Here is a 19,162-nt window from a genome sequence, read left to right as displayed (position 1 = left end):
GACTCCTTGTCAGCCCAGCAGCGAGATGTCGGCGACGCCGAGGAACAGGCCGCGCAAACGCGACAACAGGGCATAGCGGTTGGCACGCACGTTGGCGTCTTCCGCGTTGACCATCACGGCTTCGAAGAACGCATCGACCGGCTCACGCAACATCGCCAGACGCGCCAGCGATTCGCTGTACTGACGCTCGGCAGCCATAGGCTGGATCGCGTGATCGGCCTGCTGGATGGCCGAGTACAGCGAGAACTCGTTGGCGTTGTCGAAATACTTGGGCTCGACGGTCTGGGCAATGCTGCCCTCGGCCTTGCTCAAGAGGTTCGATACACGCTTGTTCACTGCGGCCAGTGCAGCGGCCTGTGGCAGTTTGCGGAAGGCCTGGACCGCCTGGACGCGCTGATCGAAATCCAGCGCCGAAGCCGGTTGCAGGGCACGTACCGAGAGGTACACCGCTACGTCGACGCCTTCGTCTTCATAACGCGCACGCAGACGATCGAAGATGAAGTCGAGAACCTGTTCCGCCAGACCGGCCGGCTTGATCTTCGCGCCGAACTGCGCGACGGCGAATTTCACCGTTTCGACCAGGTTCAGGTCGAGCTTCTTCTCGATCAGGATGCGCAGGATGCCCAGTGCTGCACGACGCAGGGCATACGGGTCCTTGCTGCCGGTAGGCAGCATGCCGATACCGAAGATACCGACCAGCGTATCGAGCTTGTCGGCAATGGCCACTGCAGCACCGGTCAGTGTGGTCGGCAGTTCGGCACCCGCGCCACGTGGCATGTACTGCTCGTTGAGCGCCAGCGCGACATCTTCCGGCTCGCCGTCGGCCTTGGCGTAGTAGTAACCGGCAATGCCCTGCATTTCCGGAAACTCGCCGACCATCTCGCTCGACAGGTCGCACTTGGAGAGCAGACCGGCCCGCGCAGCACGCTGGGCGTCGCCGCCGATGCGCGGTGCGATGTAAGCGGCCAGTTTCGACACACGCTCGGCCTTGTCGAACACGCTGCCCAACTGCGCCTGGAACACGACGTTCTTCAGGCGATCGTTGAAGGTTTCGAGCTTCTGCTTCTTGTCCTGCTTGAAGAAGAACTCGGCGTCGGTCAGGCGTGGACGAACCACCTTCTCGTTACCGGCGATGATCTGTGCCGGGTCCTTGCTCTCGATGTTGGCCACGGTGATGAAGCGCGGCAGCAGCTTGCCGTCGACATCCAGCAGGCAGAAATACTTCTGGTTGTCCTGCATGGTGGTAATCAAGGCTTCCTGAGGGACTTCCAGGAAGCGCTCTTCGAACGAGCACACCAGCGGAACCGGCCACTCGACCAGACCGGCCACTTCGTCCAGCAGGCTTGGCGGTACGATGGCGGTGCCTTCCTGCTGGGTGGCCAGCTCGTCGACGCGTTTGCTGATGATCTGGCGACGTTCGTTGAAGTCGGCCAGTACATGAGCGGCGCGCAGGTCACTGAGGTAACCGGCAGGCGAAGAAATGCGCACGTCTTGCGGATGATGGAAGCGATGACCGCGCGAATGACGACCCGCGCTCTGGGCGAGGATCGTGCAGTCCACCACCTGATCACCGAACAGCATCACCAGCCACTGGGTCGGCCGCACGAACTCTTCCTTGCGAGCACCCCAGCGCATGCGCTTGGCAATCGGCAGGTCGTTCAGCGAGTCTTCGACGATGGTCGGCAACAGCGACGTCGTCGGCTTGCCGAGGATGGTCTGGCTATAACGCAGTTTCGGACCGCTCTGATCGATTTCGCTCAGGTCGACGCCGCACTTCTTGGCGAAGCCCAGGGCGGCCTGAGTCGGGTTGCCGTCGGCATCGAACGCGGCCTGACGCGGTGGGCCGTCGAGGTTGACGCTGCGATCCGGTTGTTGCGTGGCCAGTGCGGTAATCAGCACGGCCAGACGACGCGGTGCGGCGTAGACCTGTTTGGCGCTGTAGGTCAGACCTGCGCCTGCGAGACCTTTTTCAATACCGGCGAGAAACGCATCGGCCAGCGAGACGAGGGTCTTGGGTGGCAGTTCTTCGGTGCCCAGTTCGACCAGAAAATCTTGAGCACTCATTGCGCTGCCTCCAGCTTGGCCAACACTTCATCGCGTAGATCGGGCGGCGCCATCGGGAAGCCGAGACGGGCCCGGGCCTGCAGGTAGGCCTGAGCCACCGAACGGGCCAGCGTGCGTACGCGCAGGATGTATTGCTGACGCGCCGTCACGGAAATCGCGCGACGGGCATCCAGCAGGTTGAAGGTGTGCGAGGCCTTGAGGACCATTTCGTAGCCGGGCAATGGCAGCTCCAGCTCGATCAGGCGTGCGGCTTCGCTTTCGTAGAAGTCGAACAGCTCGAACAGCTTGTCGACGTTGGCGTGTTCGAAGTTGTAGGTCGACTGCTCCACCTCGTTCTGGTGGAACACGTCGCCGTAGGTCACTTTGCCGAACGGGCCGTCAGCCCAGACCAGATCGTAGACCGAGTCCACGCCCTGCTGGTACATCGCCAGACGCTCGAGGCCGTAGGTGATTTCGCCGGTGACCGGGTAGCACTCCAGACCACCGACCTGCTGGAAGTAGGTGAACTGCGAGACTTCCATGCCGTTGAGCCAGATCTCCCAGCCCAGACCCCAGGCGCCCAGCGTCGGCGATTCCCAGTTGTCTTCGACGAAGCGCACGTCGTGCACCAGCGGATCGAGACCGATGTGCTTGAGCGAGCCCAGGTACAGTTCCTGGAAGTTGTCCGGGTTCGGCTTGAGAATCACCTGAAACTGGTAATAGTGCTGCAGGCGGTTCGGGTTTTCGCCGTAACGGCCGTCAGTCGGGCGACGGCTTGGCTGTACGTAAGCGGCGTTCCAGGTTTCCGGGCCTACGGCGCGCAGAAACGTGGCAGTGTGGAACGTGCCGGCGCCTACTTCCATATCGTAGGGCTGAAGTACCACGCAACCTTGTTCTGCCCAGTATTGCTGGAGGGCGAGGATCAAGTCTTGGAAGGTACGCACGGCTGGCGTAGGCTGGCTCACAAATTTCACCTGTGCTGGGCTGCGATTCAAAGAGCGGGAGTATACCCGATTCGGCCGCACGTCCACTCCTTGGGAGCCCTATGACACGCTGCTTTTGGTGCAACGAAGACCCCCTGTACATCGCATATCACGATCAGGAGTGGGGAGTGCCGCTGCGCGATGCGCAGAAGCTCTTCGAGTTGCTTTTGCTCGAAGGGTTCCAGGCCGGGCTGTCGTGGATCACGATTCTCAAGCGGCGCGCGCGTTATCGCGAAGTGCTGCACGGTTTTGACGTCGAGCGCCTGGCGCAGCTGAGCGATGCCAAAATAGAGGCGCTGATGCTTGATCCGAGCATCATCCGCAACCGCCTCAAGCTCAAGGCGGTGCGCACCAATGCGCGGGCCTGGCTGGCACTGGAAGACCCGGTCGCGCTGCTCTGGTCGTTTGTCGGTGGTACCCCGAAGATCAATCACTTCAAGGATCGCAGCGAAGTCCCGGCGATGACCGCCGAGGCCGAAGCGATGAGCAAGGCACTGAAAAAGGCCGGTTTCACCTTTGTCGGGCCGACCATCTGTTACGCCTACATGCAGGCCAGCGGCATGGTCATGGACCACACTGTCGATTGCGATCGGTATGCGATCCTGAGCCGCTGACGGTTACACTACCCGCCTCGAGAATCTGGGAGTCATCTGTGGATAAGTTCAAAGGCGCCGTAATGGTCGGGGCGTTGCGATTGTTTGCGCTGTTGCCATGGCGCGCGGTGCAGTGGACAGGCACCGCGATTGGCTGGCTGATGTGGAAGCTGCCCAACCGCTCGCGGGAAGTGGCGCGGATCAATCTGTCCAAGTGCTTCCCCGAGCTGAGCGAGCCCGAGCTGGAAAAGCTCGTCGGCCGCAGCCTCATGGACATCGGCAAGACCTTGACCGAAAGCGCCTGTGCGTGGATCTGGCCGGCACAGAAATCGATCGACCTGGTGCGTGAAGTCGAAGGGCTCGATGTGCTCAAGGACGCGCTGGCGTCCGGCAAGGGCGTGGTCGGCATCACCAGTCACCTGGGCAACTGGGAAGTGCTCAATCACTTCTACTGCAGCCAGTGCAAGCCGATCATTTTCTATCGTCCACCCAAGCTGAAAGCCGTGGACGACCTGTTGCGCAAGCAGCGTGTGCAGTTGGGCAACCGGGTGGCGGCGTCGACCAAGGAAGGCATTCTCAGTGTCATCAAGGAAGTGCGCAAAGGCGGCTCGGTGGGTATTCCGGCCGATCCGGAGCCGGCCGAATCAGCCGGCATCTTCGTGCCCTTCTGCGGCACCATGGCCCTAACCAGCAAGTTTGTGCCGAACATGCTGGCAGGCGGCAAGGCAGTCGGCGTCTTCCTGCACGCCATGCGCCTGCCGGACGGTTCGGGTTACAAAGTGGTACTCGAAGCGGCGCCCGAAGCGATGTACAGCACCGACACCGAAACCTCGGCAGCGGCGATGAGCAAAGTGGTCGAGAAATACGTGCGGGCGTATCCGAGCCAGTACATGTGGACCATGAAGCGCTTCAAGAAACGCCCGCCAGGTGAGGCGCGCTGGTACTAGAAAGGACCGGACGCGGAGCGTCCGCAACGGCGTGTCCACGCTGGAGCATGGGCACGATAGTGTTTCTGCAGACACCTATCGTTCCTCACGCTCAGCGTGGGAATGCCGTGCGTGACGCTCTGCGTCACAAATCTGCGCCGCGCCACAGTTCTCAGGAATAGGACGCAGAGCGTCCAGAACGGCGTGCCCACGCTGGAGCATGGGCACGATAGTGTTCCTGCAGACACCTATCGTTCCCCACCGCGTGGGAATGCCGTGCGTGACGCTCTGCGTCAAAAATCTGCGCCGCGCCGCAGTTCTCAAGATAGGACGCGGAGCATGGGCACGATAGTGTTTCCCTCAACTGGCCGCCGCAATCAACCCGCGTCGCTCCAGCGCCACCTGAGTACCCTCTGAACTCATCCGCACCAGGTTCACCGGGATGGATTTGGCCGCAGGGGTATTGCCGTGTTTATCCCGATTGGCCAGTGGTAGCAGGCCGTTGGTCTCCGGGTAGTACGCTGCGCAGCAACCCTGCGGCACGTCGTAGGGGATGACCTTGAAACCCGCTGCACGCCGCGCGGTGGTCGGGTCGAGCGCCGTCTGAAACTCGATGTAGTCCCCGGCCTTCAGCCCCAGGCGTTCGATGTCCTGCGGGTTGAGCATCACCACCATGCGGTCGCCAAAGATGTCCCGATAGCGGTCATCGTTGGAATACACCGTGGTGTTGAACTGGTCATGGCTGCGGATCGTCATCAACTGCAGATGCTCGGCCCCCGGCGGCGTGTCGTCTTCGTCGTAGATACCTTCGGGAAAGAGGAAGTTGGCCTTGCCCGACTCGGTGTCCCACTTGCGCTCACTGGCGGCATTGGGCAAGCGGAAACCTCCGGGTTCGAGGATGCGCTGATTGAAGTCATAAAACTGCTCGGGCAGTACTTCTTCGATCTTGTCGCGAATCCTTGAGTAGTCGCCCACATAGCTGTCCCAGTCCACCTTGGGATTGGGCGCAAGCGTCGCTTTGGCGATACCGGCAATGATCGCCACTTCGGAAATCAGATGTTTCGACGCAGGCTCAAGCATGCCGGTCGAGCCGTGCACCATCGACATCGAGTCCTCCACCGTAATGGTTTGCGCCACACCGTTCTGCAGGTCGCGCTCCGAACGTGCCACGCACGGCAGCAGAAAGGCCTTCTGACCATGGACTGTCGCGCTGCGGTTGAGCTTGGTGTTGACCAGCACCGTCATTTTCAGACGGCTGACGGTCGGGCAGATCACATAGGTGTCCGGAATGGCACGGAAAAAATTACCGCCCATGGAAATCAGCGCTTCCACCTCGCCACGCAACAGGGCTTCGCAGGTCTCGGCCACAGCGTGACCTTTTTTTCTGGACGCCTCGAAACCGAACACCTTGCTCATGCTGGCCAGAAACGGTTCGCCGGCCTTTTCGTAGATGCCCATCGTCCTGTCGCCCTGTACGTTGGAATGCCCACGCACCGGACACGCCCCCGCACCAAGCTTGCCGATGTTGCCGCGTAACAGCAGCAGGTTGATGATCTGCTGCATGGCGTCACCGCCGCGCTTGTGCTGAGTGATGCCCATTCCCCAGCAGCAGATGACCCCCTTCGAGCGCTTATAGACCGCCGCCACCTCTTCGATGGCCTGACGCGTCAGGCCCGAATGGCGCTCGATGATGTCCCAGGGCAACTGTCGGCAGTAATCGGCGTACTGCTCGAAGCCATGGGTGTGTTCTTCAATGAACGCCACATCGAGTACACGTGGCAGGTGTTCACGCTGCGCCACGTCGTCGGCTTCGATCACGGCCTTGCAAACGCCTTGCAGGGCGATCATGTCGCCGCCGATCCTGACCTGATGGTACTGCGAGCTGATTTCCACCCCATGCAGACTGAGCATGTCGCGCGGGTCCTGCGGCGCCGCAAAACGTACCAGCGCCCTCTCCCGCAGCGGGTTGAACGAGATGATGCTCGCGCCCCGGCGCGCGGCGGCGTGCAGCTCGGACATCATGCGCGGGCTGTTGGTCCCGGGGTTCTGGCCGATGATGAAAATCGCGTCGGCGCTCTCGAAATCCTCCAGCGTCGTGGTGCCTTTGCCAACCCCGATCGACTCGGGCAGCGCCGCGGTGGTGGTCTCATGGCACATGTTCGAGCAGTCAGGGAAGTTGGCCATGCCGTACATCCGGCCAAACAGCTGATACAGAAAGGCGGCTTCGTTCGATGTGCGCCCTGAGGTGTACAGCTCCAGCTTCCACGGGTCGCTCAGGTTGCGCAGTTCTTCGCCGATCTCGGCGAACGCCTCGTCCCAGGTGACGGGCAGGTATTTGTCACTGGCGGCGTCGTAGCGCATCGGCTCGGTGATACGGCCTTCTGCTTCCAGCTCGTGGTCGCTCCAGGTGGCCAGTTCGCTGACCGTATGCCGGGCGAAGAACTCAGGAGTCACGCGTTTCTTGGTCGATTCCCAGGCCAGTGCCTTGGCACCGTTCTCGCAGTATTCAAAGGTGTGCGGCTTTTTCGGGTCCGGCCAGGAGCAGCTGGGGCAGTCGAAGCCTCCAGGCTTGTTCATGGACATCAGCGTGCGGTTGCCCTTGATCAGCACATGCTGGTGCAACAGGTGCTTGTTGACCGCACTGAGCGCGGCCCAGCCACCTGCCGGCGTGCCGTCGGTCTGTGATCCCTGAAGCGGGGCCTGGGAGTTTTCCGATTCGGACATGGGGTGTGCTCTCTCTCATAAAGCCCGTGAAGGCATGAAGCTCGTGTGTCTGAGATACACGGGCTCAGAGAGAATTCGCCCGAGTCGACGAGCGTTGCCGACAGGGCGCGTCGGCAAGAGGTTCAGTCAGGGTCATGCCCTGTTCAGCAGCGGTTCAGAAAAAGCTCAGGCCGACCTGAAACAGCCGCTCGACATCGCGAATGCACTTCTTGTCCACAAGGAACATGATCACATGGTCACCGGATTCGATCACCGTGATGTCATGGGCAATGAGCACTTGTTCGTCGCGGATCACTGCGCCGATTGCCGTACCGGTCGGCAGGTTGATGTCCTTGATCGCACGGCTGACGACCTTGCTGGATTTCGAGTCGCCGTGAGCGACGATCTCGATGGCTTCGGCTGCACCGCGTCGCAGCGAATGCACGCTGACGATATCACCGCGGCGCACGTGGGCCAGCAGCGTGCCGATGGTTGCCAGTTGCGGGCTGACCGCAACGTCGATTTCGCCACCCTGCACCAGGTCGACGTAGGCCGGGTTATTGATCAGCGTCATCACCTTGCGTGCGCCCAGACGCTTGGCCAGCAGCGACGACATGATGTTGGCTTCATCGTCGTTGGTCAGCGCCAGGAACAGGTCGGTGTTGCCGATGTTTTCTTCCAGCAGCAGGTCGCGGTCCGATGAGCTGCCCTGCAGCACCACCGTGCTGTCCAGGTGTTCCGACAGATAGCGGCAGCGCGCCGGGCTCACTTCGATGATCTTCACCTGATAGCGGCTTTCGATGGCTTCAGCCAGACGCTCGCCGATGTTGCCGCCGCCGGCGATGACGATACGTTTGTAGTTCTCGTCCAGGCGCCGCAGCTCGCCCATCACGGCGCGAATGTCAGCCTTGGCGGCGATGAAGAACACCTCGTCGTCGGCCTCGATGACCGTGTCGCCATGCGGCAGTATTGCCCGGTCACGACGATAGATCGCCGCGATGCGCGTTTCGACATTCGGCATGTGCGCTCGTAGCTGACGCAGCGGCTGACCCACCAGCGCACCGCCGTAATAGGCTTTGACCGCGACCAGTTGCGCTTTGCCTTCGGCGAAATCGATCACCTGCAGCGCACCGGGGTACTCGATCAGACGCTTGATGTAGTTGGTGACCACCTGCTCCGGACTGATCAGTACGTCGACCGGGATCGCGTTTTTATCGAACAGGCCTGCGCGTGTCAGGTACGCCGCTTCACGGATGCGCGCGATCTTGGTCGGCGTATGGAACAGCGTATGGGCCACCTGACAGGCAATCATGTTGGCTTCGTCGCTGCTGGTCACCGCGACCAGCATGTCGGCGTCGTCCGCGCCGGCCTGACGCAACACCGCCGGGTAGGAGCCCTTGCCCTGCACGGTGCGGATGTCCAGGCGGTCGCCCAGATCGCGCAACCGGTCGCCGTCAGTGTCGACCACGGTGATGTCGTTGGCTTCGCCCGCCAGATGCTCGGCCAGCGTACCGCCTACCTGCCCTGCACCCAGAATGATGATTTTCACGCGCTTACTCCCGCGCCGACGCGATCTTGATCAGTTTGGCGTAGTAGAAACCGTCGTGGCCGCCTTGCTGGGCCAGCAGCTGGCGACCATGGGCTTGCTTGATACCCGCGGGCGGCTGTCCGGCCTGCCCGGCGATGTCCAGCTCTCTGGCCCCGGAGGTACGCGCCAGAAACGCCTCGATGACGTCGGTGTTTTCGGTTGGCAGTGTCGAGCAGGTCGCGTACACCAGCATGCCGCCTACCTGCAGCGTAGGCCACAACGCATCGAGCAGCTCGCCCTGCAAGGCCGCCAGCGCGGCGATGTCATCTGCCTGACGAGTCAGTTTGATGTCCGGATGCCGACGAATCACGCCGGTCGCCGAGCACGGTGCGTCGAGCAGGATGCGCTGGAACGGTTTGCCGTCCCACCACTGCGCTGTCTCGCGGGCGTCGGCTGCAATCAGCTCGGCATCCAGTCCCAGGCGATCGAGGTTTTCACGCACGCGCACCAGACGCTTGGCTTCCAGATCCACCGCCACCACGCCGTCCAGTTGCGGCTGTACTTCCAGCAAGTGGCAGGTCTTGCCGCCCGGCGCGCAGCAGGCATCGAGTACCCGTTGCCCGGGGGCCAGCTCCAGCAGGTCGGCGGCCAGCTGCGCGGCTTCATCCTGCACGCTGATCCAGCCTTCGGCAAAACCGGGCAGCGAGCGCACATCGCACGGCTCGGCGAGCACGATGCCGTCCTGGCTGAAGATGCACGCGCTGGCTTGCAGGCCGGCAGTGTCGAGCAGTTCGAGGTATTGATCGCGACGGTGATGGCGTCGGTTGACGCGCAAGATCATTGGCGGGTGCGCATTGTTGGCTGCGCAGATGGCTTCCCACTGTTCCGGCCAGGCGGCTTTCAAAGCTTTCTGCAGCCAGCGCGGGTGGGCGGTACGCACCACCGGGTCGTGTTCCAGCTCGATCAGCAGCGCCTCGCCGTCACGTTGCGCATTGCGCAGCACGGCGTTGAGCAAGCCTTTGGCCCACGGCTTTTTCAATTTGTCGGCGCAGCCCACGGTTTCGCCAATCGCAGCATGGGCCGGAATGCGGCTGTAGAACAGTTGATAAAGGCCGACCAGCAACAAGGCTTCAACGTCGGCGTCGGCGGCCTTGAAGGGCTTCTGCAGCAGCTTGGCCGCCAATGCCGACAGACGCGGCTGCCAGCGCGCGGTGCCGAATGCCAGGTCCTGCGTCAGGCCACGATCACGCACCTCGACCTTGTCCAGTTGAGTCGGCAACGAGCTGTTCAGCGAGGCCTTGCCGCTGAGCACGGCAGCCAGTGCCTTGGCGGCGGCCAGACGCGGGTTCATTGGCCCAGCACCGTGCCGATGGCAAATTTCTCGCGGCGGCTGTTGAACAGGTCAGTGAAGTTCAGCGGCTTGCCGCCCGGCAATTGCAGACGGGTCAGGCGCAGCGCGTTCTGCCCGCAGGCGACGATCAGGCCATCCTTGCTGGCGCCGAGAATCGTCCCCGGCGCGCCCTGCCCTTCGGCCAGATCGGCGGCCAGGACTTTCAGGGTTTCTTCGTTCAGCGTGCTGTGACAGATCGGCCAGGGGTTGAAGGCGCGGACCAGGCGTTCAAGCTCATCGGCCGGACGCGTCCAGTCCAGGCGCGCTTCGTCCTTGTTCAGCTTATGGGCGTAGTTGGCCAGGCTGTCATCCTGAACCTCGCCGACCAGCGAGCCGTCCGCCAGACCGGCAATAGCCTGCAACACAGCAGGCGGACCGAGTTCGGCCAGGCGATCATGCAGCGTGCCGCCCGTGTCCTGCGCGGTAATCGGGGTGACCGCCTTGAGCAGCATCGGCCCGGTGTCCAGGCCCGCTTCCATGCGCATCACGGTTACGCCGCTCTCGGCATCACCGGCCTGCACCGCGCGCTGAATCGGCGCCGCACCGCGCCAGCGCGGCAGCAGCGACGCATGGCTGTTGATGCAGCCCAGGCGCGGAATATCCAGCACCACTTGCGGCAGGATCAGGCCGTAGGCGACGACCACCATCAAATCGGGTTGCAGCGCTGCCAGTTCAGCCTGCGCAGCAGGATCGCGCAGTGTGGGCGGCTGCATGACCGGTACGTCATGTTGCAGCGCCAGTTGCTTGACCGGGCTGGGCATCAGCTTTTGTCCACGACCGGCCGGGCGATCGGGCTGGGTGTACACGGCGACGATCTGGTGAGGGCTGTCGAGCAGGGCCTTGAGGTGTTCGGCGGCGAATTCCGGGGTGCCGGCGAAGACGATGCGCAGTGGCTCAGTCATGGAGTTCTCATTATAAAAAAAGGCCTGTTCAGGCCTTTTGGGGTAACGACGGATCAGGCGTTGAGCTTGTGCTGCTTTTCGAGCTTCTTCTTGATCCGGTCACGCTTGAGGTTGGACAGGTAATCGACGAACAGCTTGCCGTTCAGGTGATCGCATTCATGCTGGATACAGATGGCGAGCAGGCCCTCGGCAACCAGTTCATAAGGCTTGCCGTCACGGTCCAGCGCCTTGACGCGGACCTTTTGCGGACGGTCGACGTTCTCGTAGAAGCCCGGCACCGACAGGCAGCCTTCCTGATACTGATCCATTTCATCGGTCAGTTTTTCGATTTGAGGATTGATGAAGACCATCGGTTCGCTACGGTCTTCGCTCAGGTCCATGACGACCACGCGCTTGTGGACGTTGACCTGAGTCGCGGCCAGGCCAATACCTGGCGCTTCGTACATGGTTTCAAACATGTCGTCGACCAACTGGCGAATGCCGTCGTCTACCATCGCCACAGGTTTGGCGATGGTGCGCAGGCGCGAATCGGGAAATTCGAGGATGTTTAGAATGGCCATATACGTAAGAGCTGCACTGTTAAGGTAAAGTCAATGTTGGGTGCCGGGCCCGGGAGTTCAAGGCAGGCAGCCCAGGACAGGACTCTAGGGTTCGCGTGAGGCAACATGATAAAGGGATTCACCGCATGAGGAAATCACTACTCGCCCTGCTGCTGCTGACCGCCAGCGGTCTTGCGCAGGCGCAAGTGCAACTCAGGGAAGGCTATCCACAGAGCTACACCGTTGTCGCCGGGGACACACTCTGGGACATTTCCGGCAAGTTCTTGCGTGAACCGTGGAAATGGCGCGAGATCTGGCGGGCCAATCCGCAAGTCCATGATCCTGACCTGATCTACCCCGGTGACACCCTCGCGCTGACTTGGGTCGATGGTCAGCCGCGCGTGACGCTCAATCGCGGCCAGTCGCGTGGCACCATCAAATTGTCACCGCGGGTGCGCAGTACGCCGATGGTCGAGGCCATTCCGAGCATTCCGCTGGGCGCGATCAACGCCTTCCTGATCAACAATCGGATTGTCGACAGCGCCGAGCAGTTCGAAAAAGCCCCCTACATCGTTGCGGGCAACGCCGAGCGCGTGCTCAGTGGCAACGGTGATCGTGCCTATGCACGGGGCGCGCTGGACCCGGCGCACAGCGTCTATGGCATCTTCCGTCAGGGCAAGACCTACGTCGATCCCAAGACCCAGGAAGTGCTGGGGATCAATGCCGATGACGTCGGCAGCGCCGAGGTGGTTGCCACCGAGGGTGACGTCTCGACCCTGATTCTGCAGCGCTCCACACAGGAAGTGCGTCTGGGCGATCGTTTATTCAGCAGCGAAGAGCGGGCCATCAACTCGACGTTTCTGCCCAGCGCTCCGCAGGCGCCGATAGACGGTTTGATTCTGGATGTGCCACGCGGCGTCACCCAGGTCAGCGTGCTGGATGTGGTCACGCTCGACAAGGGCAAACGCGACGGCCTGACCGAGGGCAACGTGCTGGCGATCTACAAGACCAGCGAGACCGTGCGCGACCGGATCACCGGTGAACAGGTAAAGATCCCCGACGAACGGGCCGGCCTGCTGATGGTTTTCCGTACCTACGACAAGCTTAGTTACGCCTTGGTCCTGCAAGCCAACCGATCTTTGGCCATCATGGACAAGGTTCGCAACCCGTAGACGCATGTTTCAGATCTGACACGGAATTGTGCGACGAACCAGACACTTATCAAATTGTTGTCAACAGAGTTATCCACAGGTTTGTGCAGCCCTCAGGATGCACGATGGATCAGGGACGATCTCATGCCATTGTTCGAAAATGCCCCCTCTTCACCTGCAGAGCTGGAAGCGCGTTTGCGCATGCACCGCTTGCCCGAGATAGGGCCGAAACGCTTTTCCAGACTGATCGAAGCCTTCGGTTCGGCCTCGTCGGCGCTCAGTGCGCCGGCCAGCGCATGGCGTGCGCTGGGTATTCCTAGTGCCTGTGCCGAGGCGCGTCGTGACTCCTCCGTACGTGATGGCGCCAGTGCCGCATTGGCCTGGCTGGAGCGTCCGGCCCAGCATTTGCTGATGTGGGACGACCCTGGCTACCCCGCATTGCTGGCGCAGATCGCTGATCCACCGCCGCTGATCTTCATTGCCGGCGACCCTTCGATCCTGGAGCGTCCGCAGTTGGGAATGGTCGGCAGTCGTCGCGCTTCACGACCCGGGCTGGACACCGCCAGCGCTTTTGCGCGCAGCCTGGCGGCTGCCGGTTTTGTGATCACCAGTGGCCTGGCGCGGGGTATTGACGGCGCCGCGCATCAGGGCGCATTGGATGTCGGGGGGCTTACAATCGGCGTGCTTGGCACCGGGCTCGAAAAACTTTATCCACAGCAGCATCGCGCGCTCGCAGCGCAGATCGCGGCACAGGGCGGCGCAGTGATTTCCGAGTTCCCGCTGGACGCCGAACCGCAGGCCAGCAACTTCCCGCGACGTAACCGAATCATCAGCGGCCTGTCGCTGGGCATACTGGTGGTCGAGGCCAGTGTCGCCAGCGGCTCGTTGATTACCGCGCGACTGGCCGCCGAGCATGGACGAGAGGTGTATGCGATACCTGGCTCGATTCATCACCCTGGCGCCAAGGGCTGTCATCAGTTGATACGTGACGGCGCGACACTGGTCGAGACCGTCGAGCACATTCTTGAAGGCTTGCAGCACTGGAAACGTGTTACGCCCGACATCGATCCTGTCACGCCGGCGAAGCCTGCCCCTTGCGATCATCCTTTATTGGCGCTGCTGCACGCCGCACCGCACACCAGCGAGGGGCTGTCGGTGTCATGCGGTTGGCCATTGCCCAAGGTATTGGCTGGCCTGACCGAGCTGGAACTGGACGGACGCATAAGCTGTGAAGCAGGACGATGGTTCGCCAGAGCGCCCTGAGGTTAAACTGCCGCCAGGATTCAGTGGAGAGACAAAAATGGTCAGCAGTTGGCGAGTGCAACAAGCCGCTCAGGATATTCGAGCCGGTGCGGTGATTGCCTACCCGACCGAGGCAGTCTGGGGGCTGGGGTGCGATCCGTGGGATGAAGAAGCGGTCTATCGTCTGCTGGCGATCAAGTCACGGCCGGTGGAAAAAGGCCTGATCCTGATTGCCGACAACATTCGCCAGTTCGACTTCCTGTTCGAAGACTTCCCCGAATTGTGGCTCGACCGCATGGCCAGCACCTGGCCTGGGCCCAACACCTGGCTGGTACCGCATCAGAACCTGCTGCCCGAGTGGATCACCGGCATTCACGAAACTGTGGCGCTGCGTGTTACCGATCACCCGACCGTACGTGAACTGTGCGCGCTGGTCGGGCCGTTGATCTCCACTTCGGCCAACCCGGCGGGTCGACCGGCTGCGCGTTCGAGATTGCGCGTCGAGCAGTATTTCCGCGGGCAGATCGACGGGGTTCTCGGCGGCAGCCTGGGCGGGCGTCGAAACCCCAGCGTGATACGTGACATCGCCACCGCGCAGATCGTGCGCGCCGGCTGACGCTGGCGCACACAGCGCGGGTTCAGTGGTAGACGATCAAGGGATCAGAATGGTCGAGCCAGTGGTGCGCCGGGCCGACAGCTCGGTCTGCGCCTTGGCGGCGTCCTTCAGGGCGTACTGCTGAATGCCGTCGACCTTGAGTTTGCCGCTGGCGAGCATGTCGAACAGCTCGTCAGCCATGGCCTGCAGGTTCTGCGCAGTGTTGGCGTAAGAGCCCAGCGTCGGACGGGTGACATACACCGAACCCTTTTGCGCCAGAATCCCGAGGTTCACACCCGAGACCGGCCCGGAGGCATTGCCGAAGCTCACCACCAGCCCGCGTGGTGCCACACAGTCAAGTGACGTCAGCCAGGTGTCCTGGCCCACCCCGTCGTAGACCACCGGGCATTTCTTGCCGTCGGTCAGTTCCAGCACGCGGCTGGCGACATCTTCGTGGCTGTAATCGATGGTTTCCCAGGCTCCAAGCGCCTTGGCGTGAGCGGCCTTCTCCGGCGAACTGACCGTGCCGATCAGTTTGCCGCCCAGGGCCTTGACCCATTGACAGGCCAGCGAGCCCACCCCGCCTGCGGCGGCATGAAACAGAATGATCTCGCCCGGCTTCACCTGATAGGTCTGACGCAGCAGATACTGCACCGTCAGGCCCTTGAGCATCAGGGCTGCGGCCTGCTCGAAACTGATCGAGTCCGCCAGCTTGACCAGATTCGCTTCAGGCAGCACGTGCACTTCGCTGTACGCCCCCAGCGGCCCGGTGCCATAAGCGACACGATCACCGACCTTGAAGCGCGTCACCTCGGCCCCCACCGCCTCGACCACCCCCGCCCCTTCTGCACCGAGGCCGGAAGGCAGCGACGGCGCCGGATACAGCCCGCTGCGGTAATAGGTATCGATGAAATTCAGGCCAATGGCCTTGTTACGCACCACCACCGCCTGCGGCCCCGGAGCCTCCGGCTCGAAATCGACATATTCAAGAACCTCGGGTCCTCCGACAGTGCTGAACTGGATACGCTTTGCCATGTGCTCTCTCCTTGATGGTTAAAACAAGCTGCGAAAGCCCCCATCGGACTCCTTCCCCGGACCTTCGTCAACTGCCAGCCCGCGCCGCCGATGGTATGCTACGCGCCAATTTGCCTGCGCCTCTTTTGCTGCGGGGGCTCAGCCGTTTGACGTCAGCCGTAAGGGATCCTCATGAGTACCCGTACCGAGGCCGTAAAAGCCTACCTGCTCGACCTGCAAGACCGTATCTGCACTGCGCTTGAACAGGAAGATGGCAGCGCACACTTCATGGAAGATGCCTGGACGCGTCCGGCGGGCGGCGGTGGTCGCACGCGGGTGATCGAGAATGGCACGGTCATCGAGAAAGGCGGTGTCAATTTTTCCCATGTTTTCGGCAGCAATCTGCCGCCGTCTGCCAGCGCTCATCGGCCTGAACTGGCCGGGCGTGGTTTCGAGGCGCTGGGCGTTTCGCTGGTGATCCATCCGCACAACCCGCATGTGCCGACGTCCCACGCCAACGTGCGCTTCTTCATTGCCGAGAAAGAAGGTGAAGAGGCCGTCTGGTGGTTCGGTGGCGGTTTCGACCTGACGCCCTATTACGGCGTCGAGGAAGACTGCGTGCACTGGCACCGGGTTGCCGAGCGCGCCTGTGCGCCCTTCGGTGAGGATGTCTACCCGCGCTACAAGGCCTGGTGCGACAGTTACTTCCACCTCAAGCATCGCGATGAACCGCGCGGCATCGGTGGTCTGTTTTTCGATGACGTGAACCAGTGGGATTTCGACACCAGCTTCGCCTTCATCCGCGCCATCGGTGATGCGTTCATCAATGCCTATCTGCCGATCGTGCGGCGGCGCAAGGCGGCGGCCTATACCGTGCAGCAGCGTGAGTTTCAGGAATTCCGTCGTGGTCGCTACGTCGAGTTCAACCTGGTGTATGACCGCGGCACGTTGTTCGGTCTGCAATCGGGTGGGCGTACCGAATCGATCCTCATGTCGCTGCCGCCGCAAGTGCGCTGGGGTTATGACTGGAAGGCCGCGCCGGGCAGCGAAGAAGCGCGTCTGACCGAATACTTCCTGACCGACCGCGACTGGCTGGCGGAAAACTGATGGACCGGTACGTCGTCTTCGGTAATCCCATCGGCCACAGCAAGTCGCCGTTGATTCATCGCTTGTTTGCCGAGCAAACCGGGCAAACGCTGGATTACCAAACCTCGCTGGCACCGCTGGACGATTTCACCGCGTTTGCCCAGGCGTTTTTCCAGGCCGGGCGTGGCGCCAACGTCACCGTGCCGTTCAAGGAACAAGCCTGGCGCCTGGCCGACAGCCTGACCCAACGTGCGCAGCGCGCCGGGGCGGTCAACACCCTGAGCAAGCTCGACGACGGAACTCTGCTGGGCGATAACACTGACGGTGCGGGGCTGGTACGCGATCTGACGGTCAATTGCGGGCGCAGCCTGCGTGGTCAGCGCATTCTGTTGCTGGGCGCAGGCGGTGCGGTACGTGGCGCGCTGGAGCCGTTGCTTGGGCAACAGCCCGCTGCGTTGGTGATCGCCAATCGTACGGTCGAGAAAGCCGAGCGGCTGGCGCATGAGTTCGCCGACCTCGGGCCGGTATTCGCCAGCAGCTTCGACTGGCTTGAAGAGTCGGTGGACGTGATCATCAACGCCACCTCTGCCAGCCTGGCCGGAGAGCTGCCACCGATTGCGCCCAGCCTCATCCAGCCGGGAGTGACCTTCTGCTACGACATGATGTACAGCAACGAGCCCACTGCTTTTTGCCGTTGGGCCACCGAGCACGGCGCGGCGCAGGCGGTGGATGGTCTGGGCATGCTGGTCGAGCAGGCCGCAGAAGCCTTTCTGCTGTGGCGCTGTGTGCGTCCGGAGTCGACTCCGGTGCTGGCGGAGTTGCGCAGATTGCTGGCTGCGGGCTGATCGGGACCTTTGTAGAACGCAGAGCGTCGCGACGATGAGTTACAACTCAATCCTCAAACAGAATCGGGCACTTCTCCGCGCCTTCCAGCTTGTGCAGTTCCTCGATCACTTGCGGCCTGGCATTGCGCAGGACCAGCACTCTGCCCTGCCGGCCCAGACGTCTGGCTTCCTGATGAAGCATCTCCACGCCTGAGTAATCGATGAAGTTGATCTGCTGCGCATCGATCACCACTCGCACACCTTCGGTACGTTGCAGGCGGGTTTGCAGGTAGTGGCTGGCGCCGAAGAAGATCGATCCGCCGACCCGCAGGACCTCCTCGTCGCCCTCGCGCCATTGCTGGACGCGCGGTTGCGAGGTGCGCTTGAGGTAGAAAAACAGCGAGGCAAGTACACCGGCGTAGATCGCGGTTTGCAGCTCCAGCAGCAAGGTGGCCAGACAGGTCAGTGCCATCACGAAAAACTCGGCGCGGCTGACGCGGAACAGCGCCCGAATGCCGCGGCGATCCACCAGCCCCCAACAGATCAGCAGGATTGAGGCGGCCATGGCCGGGATCGGAATGTGCGATATCAACGAGGCACCGGCGACCGCGAACAATGCCACCCACAACGCAGAAAACACACCCGCCAGCGGCGAGCGCGCACCAGCCTCGTAACTCAATGCCGCCCGGGTAAAAGACCCGGCTGACAGGTAGCCGGAGAACAGCGAGCCGACCATGTTCGACAGCCCCTGGGCACGCACTTCCTGATTGGCATTGAGCATCTGCTGCGAACGAGCCGACAGCGAGCGGGCAATCGACAGGCTGTTGACCAGCCCGAGCATGCCCACCGCCACGGCGGTCGGCAGCAGCTTGAGGATCAGTTCGAGGTCCAGCGGCAACGGGCTGAAGGGCGGCAGATGGCCGACGAAGGCGCTGACCACACGGACATGGCCGAACATCGCCGGCCACAGCCACACCAGCAGGCTGCTCGACACCAGGGCGATCAACAGCGTCGGCCAGCGAGGCACCAGAAGCTTGAGTCCGATACCCAGCGCCAGGGTCAACAGACCGAGCATCAGCGAAGACAGATCGACTTCACGCCAATGCTCAAGCACGGCGCTCAGGCTTTTGAGGGCGGTGGTCTGACTTGGCAGATCGATGCCCAGCAGATTGGGCATCTGCCCCAGCGCAATCACCACCGCAGCGCCCAGCGTGAAACCCAGCACCACCGAATGCGAAACGAAATTCACCAGCGCACCGAAGCGCATCATCCCCAGCAACAGTTGAAACACACCGGCGATGAAGGTCAGCAGCAGGATCAACATGATGTAGTCCTGACTGGCCGGGACGGCGAGCGGACTGACACTGGCATACAGCACGATGGATATAGCGGCAGTCGGCCCGCAGATCAGGTGCCAGGACGATCCCCACAGGCAGGCCACGAGGACTGGAACAATCGCAGCGTACAGACCGTACTCAGGCGGCAGCCCGGCGATCAGTGCGTAAGCGATGGATTGCGGCAGCGCCAGAATGGCGCCACTCAGGCCCACCAGCGCATCACGCCCGACGCTGGCGCGATTCTGCTGCGGCAGCCAGGCGAGAAAGGGTAGAAATTTATGGCGATTGAGCCAGCGCATCGGTCCC

The 19,162-nt window shown here is 62.1% G+C and carries 16 protein-coding genes; 7 read left to right on the top strand and 9 right to left on the bottom strand.

The window, feature by feature from the left end; genetic code table 11:
- Positions 1-9: 9 nt before the first annotated feature.
- Together glyS and glyQ are read right to left on the bottom strand one after the other, a co-directional pair.
- On the bottom strand, positions 10-2,064 hold the full coding sequence (gene glyS, locus KBY08_RS16635; RefSeq protein ID WP_003401442.1) for a glycine--tRNA ligase subunit beta: 2,055 nt from the start codon (positions 2,062-2,064) through the stop codon (positions 10-12).
- Positions 2,061-3,008 carry a glycine--tRNA ligase subunit alpha gene (glyQ, locus tag KBY08_RS16630; protein ID WP_002551326.1) on the bottom strand — a complete coding sequence of 316 codons (948 nt, stop codon included), beginning with the start codon at positions 3,006-3,008 and terminating at the stop codon, positions 2,061-2,063. The genes glyS and glyQ overlap by 4 nt, the downstream gene beginning before the upstream one ends.
- 80 nt (positions 3,009-3,088) lie before the next feature.
- Here glyQ and KBY08_RS16625 point away from each other — a divergent pair, with 80 nt between their 5' ends.
- Both KBY08_RS16625 and KBY08_RS16620 read left to right on the top strand, forming a co-directional pair.
- Positions 3,089-3,640: a DNA-3-methyladenine glycosylase I gene (locus KBY08_RS16625; protein ID WP_111522529.1), complete on the top strand. Its 552-nt coding sequence runs from the start codon at positions 3,089-3,091 to the stop codon at positions 3,638-3,640.
- A gap of 38 nt (positions 3,641-3,678) precedes the next feature.
- Positions 3,679-4,566: a lysophospholipid acyltransferase gene (locus KBY08_RS16620; protein WP_003401447.1), complete on the top strand. Its 888-nt coding sequence runs from the start codon at positions 3,679-3,681 to the stop codon at positions 4,564-4,566.
- 339 nt (positions 4,567-4,905) lie between these two features.
- On the opposite strand, the gene KBY08_RS16615 is transcribed toward KBY08_RS16620, so the two are convergent.
- The 5 genes from KBY08_RS16615 to def form a co-directional block, all read right to left on the bottom strand.
- Positions 4,906-7,269 (bottom strand): FdhF/YdeP family oxidoreductase, encoded by a 2,364-nt coding sequence (locus KBY08_RS16615; RefSeq protein WP_111522528.1) that lies wholly within the window; start codon positions 7,267-7,269, stop codon positions 4,906-4,908.
- A gap of 154 nt (positions 7,270-7,423) precedes the next feature.
- Positions 7,424-8,797: a Trk system potassium transporter TrkA gene (gene trkA / locus KBY08_RS16610; RefSeq protein ID WP_024659693.1), complete on the bottom strand. Its 1,374-nt coding sequence runs from the start codon at positions 8,795-8,797 to the stop codon at positions 7,424-7,426.
- A 4-nt stretch (positions 8,798-8,801) separates the two neighbouring features.
- Entirely contained in the window at positions 8,802-10,127 is a 1,326-nt protein-coding gene (gene rsmB / locus KBY08_RS16605; RefSeq protein ID WP_024641173.1) for a 16S rRNA (cytosine(967)-C(5))-methyltransferase RsmB, read from the bottom strand.
- A complete protein-coding gene (gene fmt / locus KBY08_RS16600; protein ID WP_004403438.1) occupies positions 10,124-11,068 on the bottom strand; it encodes a methionyl-tRNA formyltransferase in 945 nt (314 codons plus the stop codon). The genes rsmB and fmt overlap by 4 nt, the downstream gene beginning before the upstream one ends.
- A 53-nt stretch (positions 11,069-11,121) precedes the next feature.
- Entirely contained in the window at positions 11,122-11,628 is a 507-nt protein-coding gene (gene def, locus KBY08_RS16595) for a peptide deformylase (RefSeq protein ID WP_225651215.1), read from the bottom strand.
- Between the two features lie 125 nt (positions 11,629-11,753).
- Between def and KBY08_RS16590 the strand changes: the two genes are divergently transcribed.
- The 3 genes from KBY08_RS16590 (at position 11,754) to KBY08_RS16580 (ending at position 14,616) form a co-directional block, all read left to right on the top strand.
- Entirely contained in the window at positions 11,754-12,779 is a 1,026-nt protein-coding gene (locus KBY08_RS16590) for a LysM peptidoglycan-binding domain-containing protein (protein WP_003401462.1), read from the top strand.
- Between the two features lie 123 nt (positions 12,780-12,902).
- Positions 12,903-14,021 (top strand): DNA-processing protein DprA, encoded by a 1,119-nt coding sequence (gene dprA, locus KBY08_RS16585; RefSeq protein WP_024641174.1) that lies wholly within the window; start codon positions 12,903-12,905, stop codon positions 14,019-14,021.
- Between the two features lie 37 nt (positions 14,022-14,058).
- A complete protein-coding gene (locus KBY08_RS16580) occupies positions 14,059-14,616 on the top strand; it encodes an L-threonylcarbamoyladenylate synthase (protein ID WP_003340101.1) in 558 nt (185 codons plus the stop codon).
- Between the two features lie 36 nt (positions 14,617-14,652).
- Here KBY08_RS16580 and KBY08_RS16575 read toward each other — a convergent pair whose 3' ends face one another.
- Positions 14,653-15,630, bottom strand: a complete 978-nt coding sequence (locus KBY08_RS16575; RefSeq protein ID WP_024641175.1) for an NADPH:quinone reductase — start codon at positions 15,628-15,630, stop codon at positions 14,653-14,655.
- A 171-nt stretch (positions 15,631-15,801) separates the two neighbouring features.
- On the opposite strand from KBY08_RS16575, the gene hemF reads away from it, so the two are divergent.
- Positions 15,802-16,716 (top strand): oxygen-dependent coproporphyrinogen oxidase, encoded by a 915-nt coding sequence (gene hemF, locus KBY08_RS16570; RefSeq protein WP_003401477.1) that lies wholly within the window; start codon positions 15,802-15,804, stop codon positions 16,714-16,716.
- Positions 16,716-17,540, top strand: coding sequence for a shikimate dehydrogenase (aroE, locus tag KBY08_RS16565; RefSeq protein ID WP_111522527.1), 825 nt, complete (start codon positions 16,716-16,718; stop codon positions 17,538-17,540). The genes hemF and aroE overlap by 1 nt, the downstream gene beginning before the upstream one ends.
- Positions 17,541-17,586: 46 nt before the next feature.
- On the opposite strand, the gene KBY08_RS16560 is transcribed toward aroE, so the two are convergent.
- Positions 17,587-19,155, bottom strand: coding sequence for a SulP family inorganic anion transporter (locus tag KBY08_RS16560; protein ID WP_011266137.1), 1,569 nt, complete (start codon positions 19,153-19,155; stop codon positions 17,587-17,589).
- Positions 19,156-19,162 lie beyond the last annotated feature (7 nt).

Origin of the sequence: Pseudomonas sp. P135, assembly GCF_020312125.1 — a bacterium.
GTDB lineage: Bacteria > Pseudomonadota > Gammaproteobacteria > Pseudomonadales > Pseudomonadaceae > Aquipseudomonas > Aquipseudomonas fragariae.
This window is presented reverse-complemented; position numbering and strand designations above follow the sequence as displayed.

Coding starts and splice junctions, on each gene's coding strand:
- KBY08_RS16575 (WP_024641175.1), bottom strand. CDS start 15,630: ATGGCAAAGCGTATCCAGTTCAGCACTGTCGGAGGACCCGAGGTTCTT.
- fmt (WP_004403438.1), bottom strand. CDS start 11,068: ATGACTGAGCCACTGCGCATCGTCTTCGCCGGCACCCCGGAATTCGCC.
- KBY08_RS16580 (WP_003340101.1), top strand. CDS start 14,059: ATGGTCAGCAGTTGGCGAGTGCAACAAGCCGCTCAGGATATTCGAGCC.
- KBY08_RS16615 (WP_111522528.1), bottom strand. CDS start 7,269: ATGTCCGAATCGGAAAACTCCCAGGCCCCGCTTCAGGGATCACAGACC.
- KBY08_RS16560 (WP_011266137.1), bottom strand. CDS start 19,155: ATGCGCTGGCTCAATCGCCATAAATTTCTACCCTTTCTCGCCTGGCTG.
- aroE (WP_111522527.1), top strand. CDS start 16,716: ATGGACCGGTACGTCGTCTTCGGTAATCCCATCGGCCACAGCAAGTCG.
- hemF (WP_003401477.1), top strand. CDS start 15,802: ATGAGTACCCGTACCGAGGCCGTAAAAGCCTACCTGCTCGACCTGCAA.
- glyS (WP_003401442.1), bottom strand. CDS start 2,064: ATGAGTGCTCAAGATTTTCTGGTCGAACTGGGCACCGAAGAACTGCCA.
- def (WP_225651215.1), bottom strand. CDS start 11,628: ATGGCCATTCTAAACATCCTCGAATTTCCCGATTCGCGCCTGCGCACC.
- rsmB (WP_024641173.1), bottom strand. CDS start 10,127: ATGAACCCGCGTCTGGCCGCCGCCAAGGCACTGGCTGCCGTGCTCAGC.
- KBY08_RS16590 (WP_003401462.1), top strand. CDS start 11,754: ATGAGGAAATCACTACTCGCCCTGCTGCTGCTGACCGCCAGCGGTCTT.
- KBY08_RS16625 (WP_111522529.1), top strand. CDS start 3,089: ATGACACGCTGCTTTTGGTGCAACGAAGACCCCCTGTACATCGCATAT.
- dprA (WP_024641174.1), top strand. CDS start 12,903: ATGCCATTGTTCGAAAATGCCCCCTCTTCACCTGCAGAGCTGGAAGCG.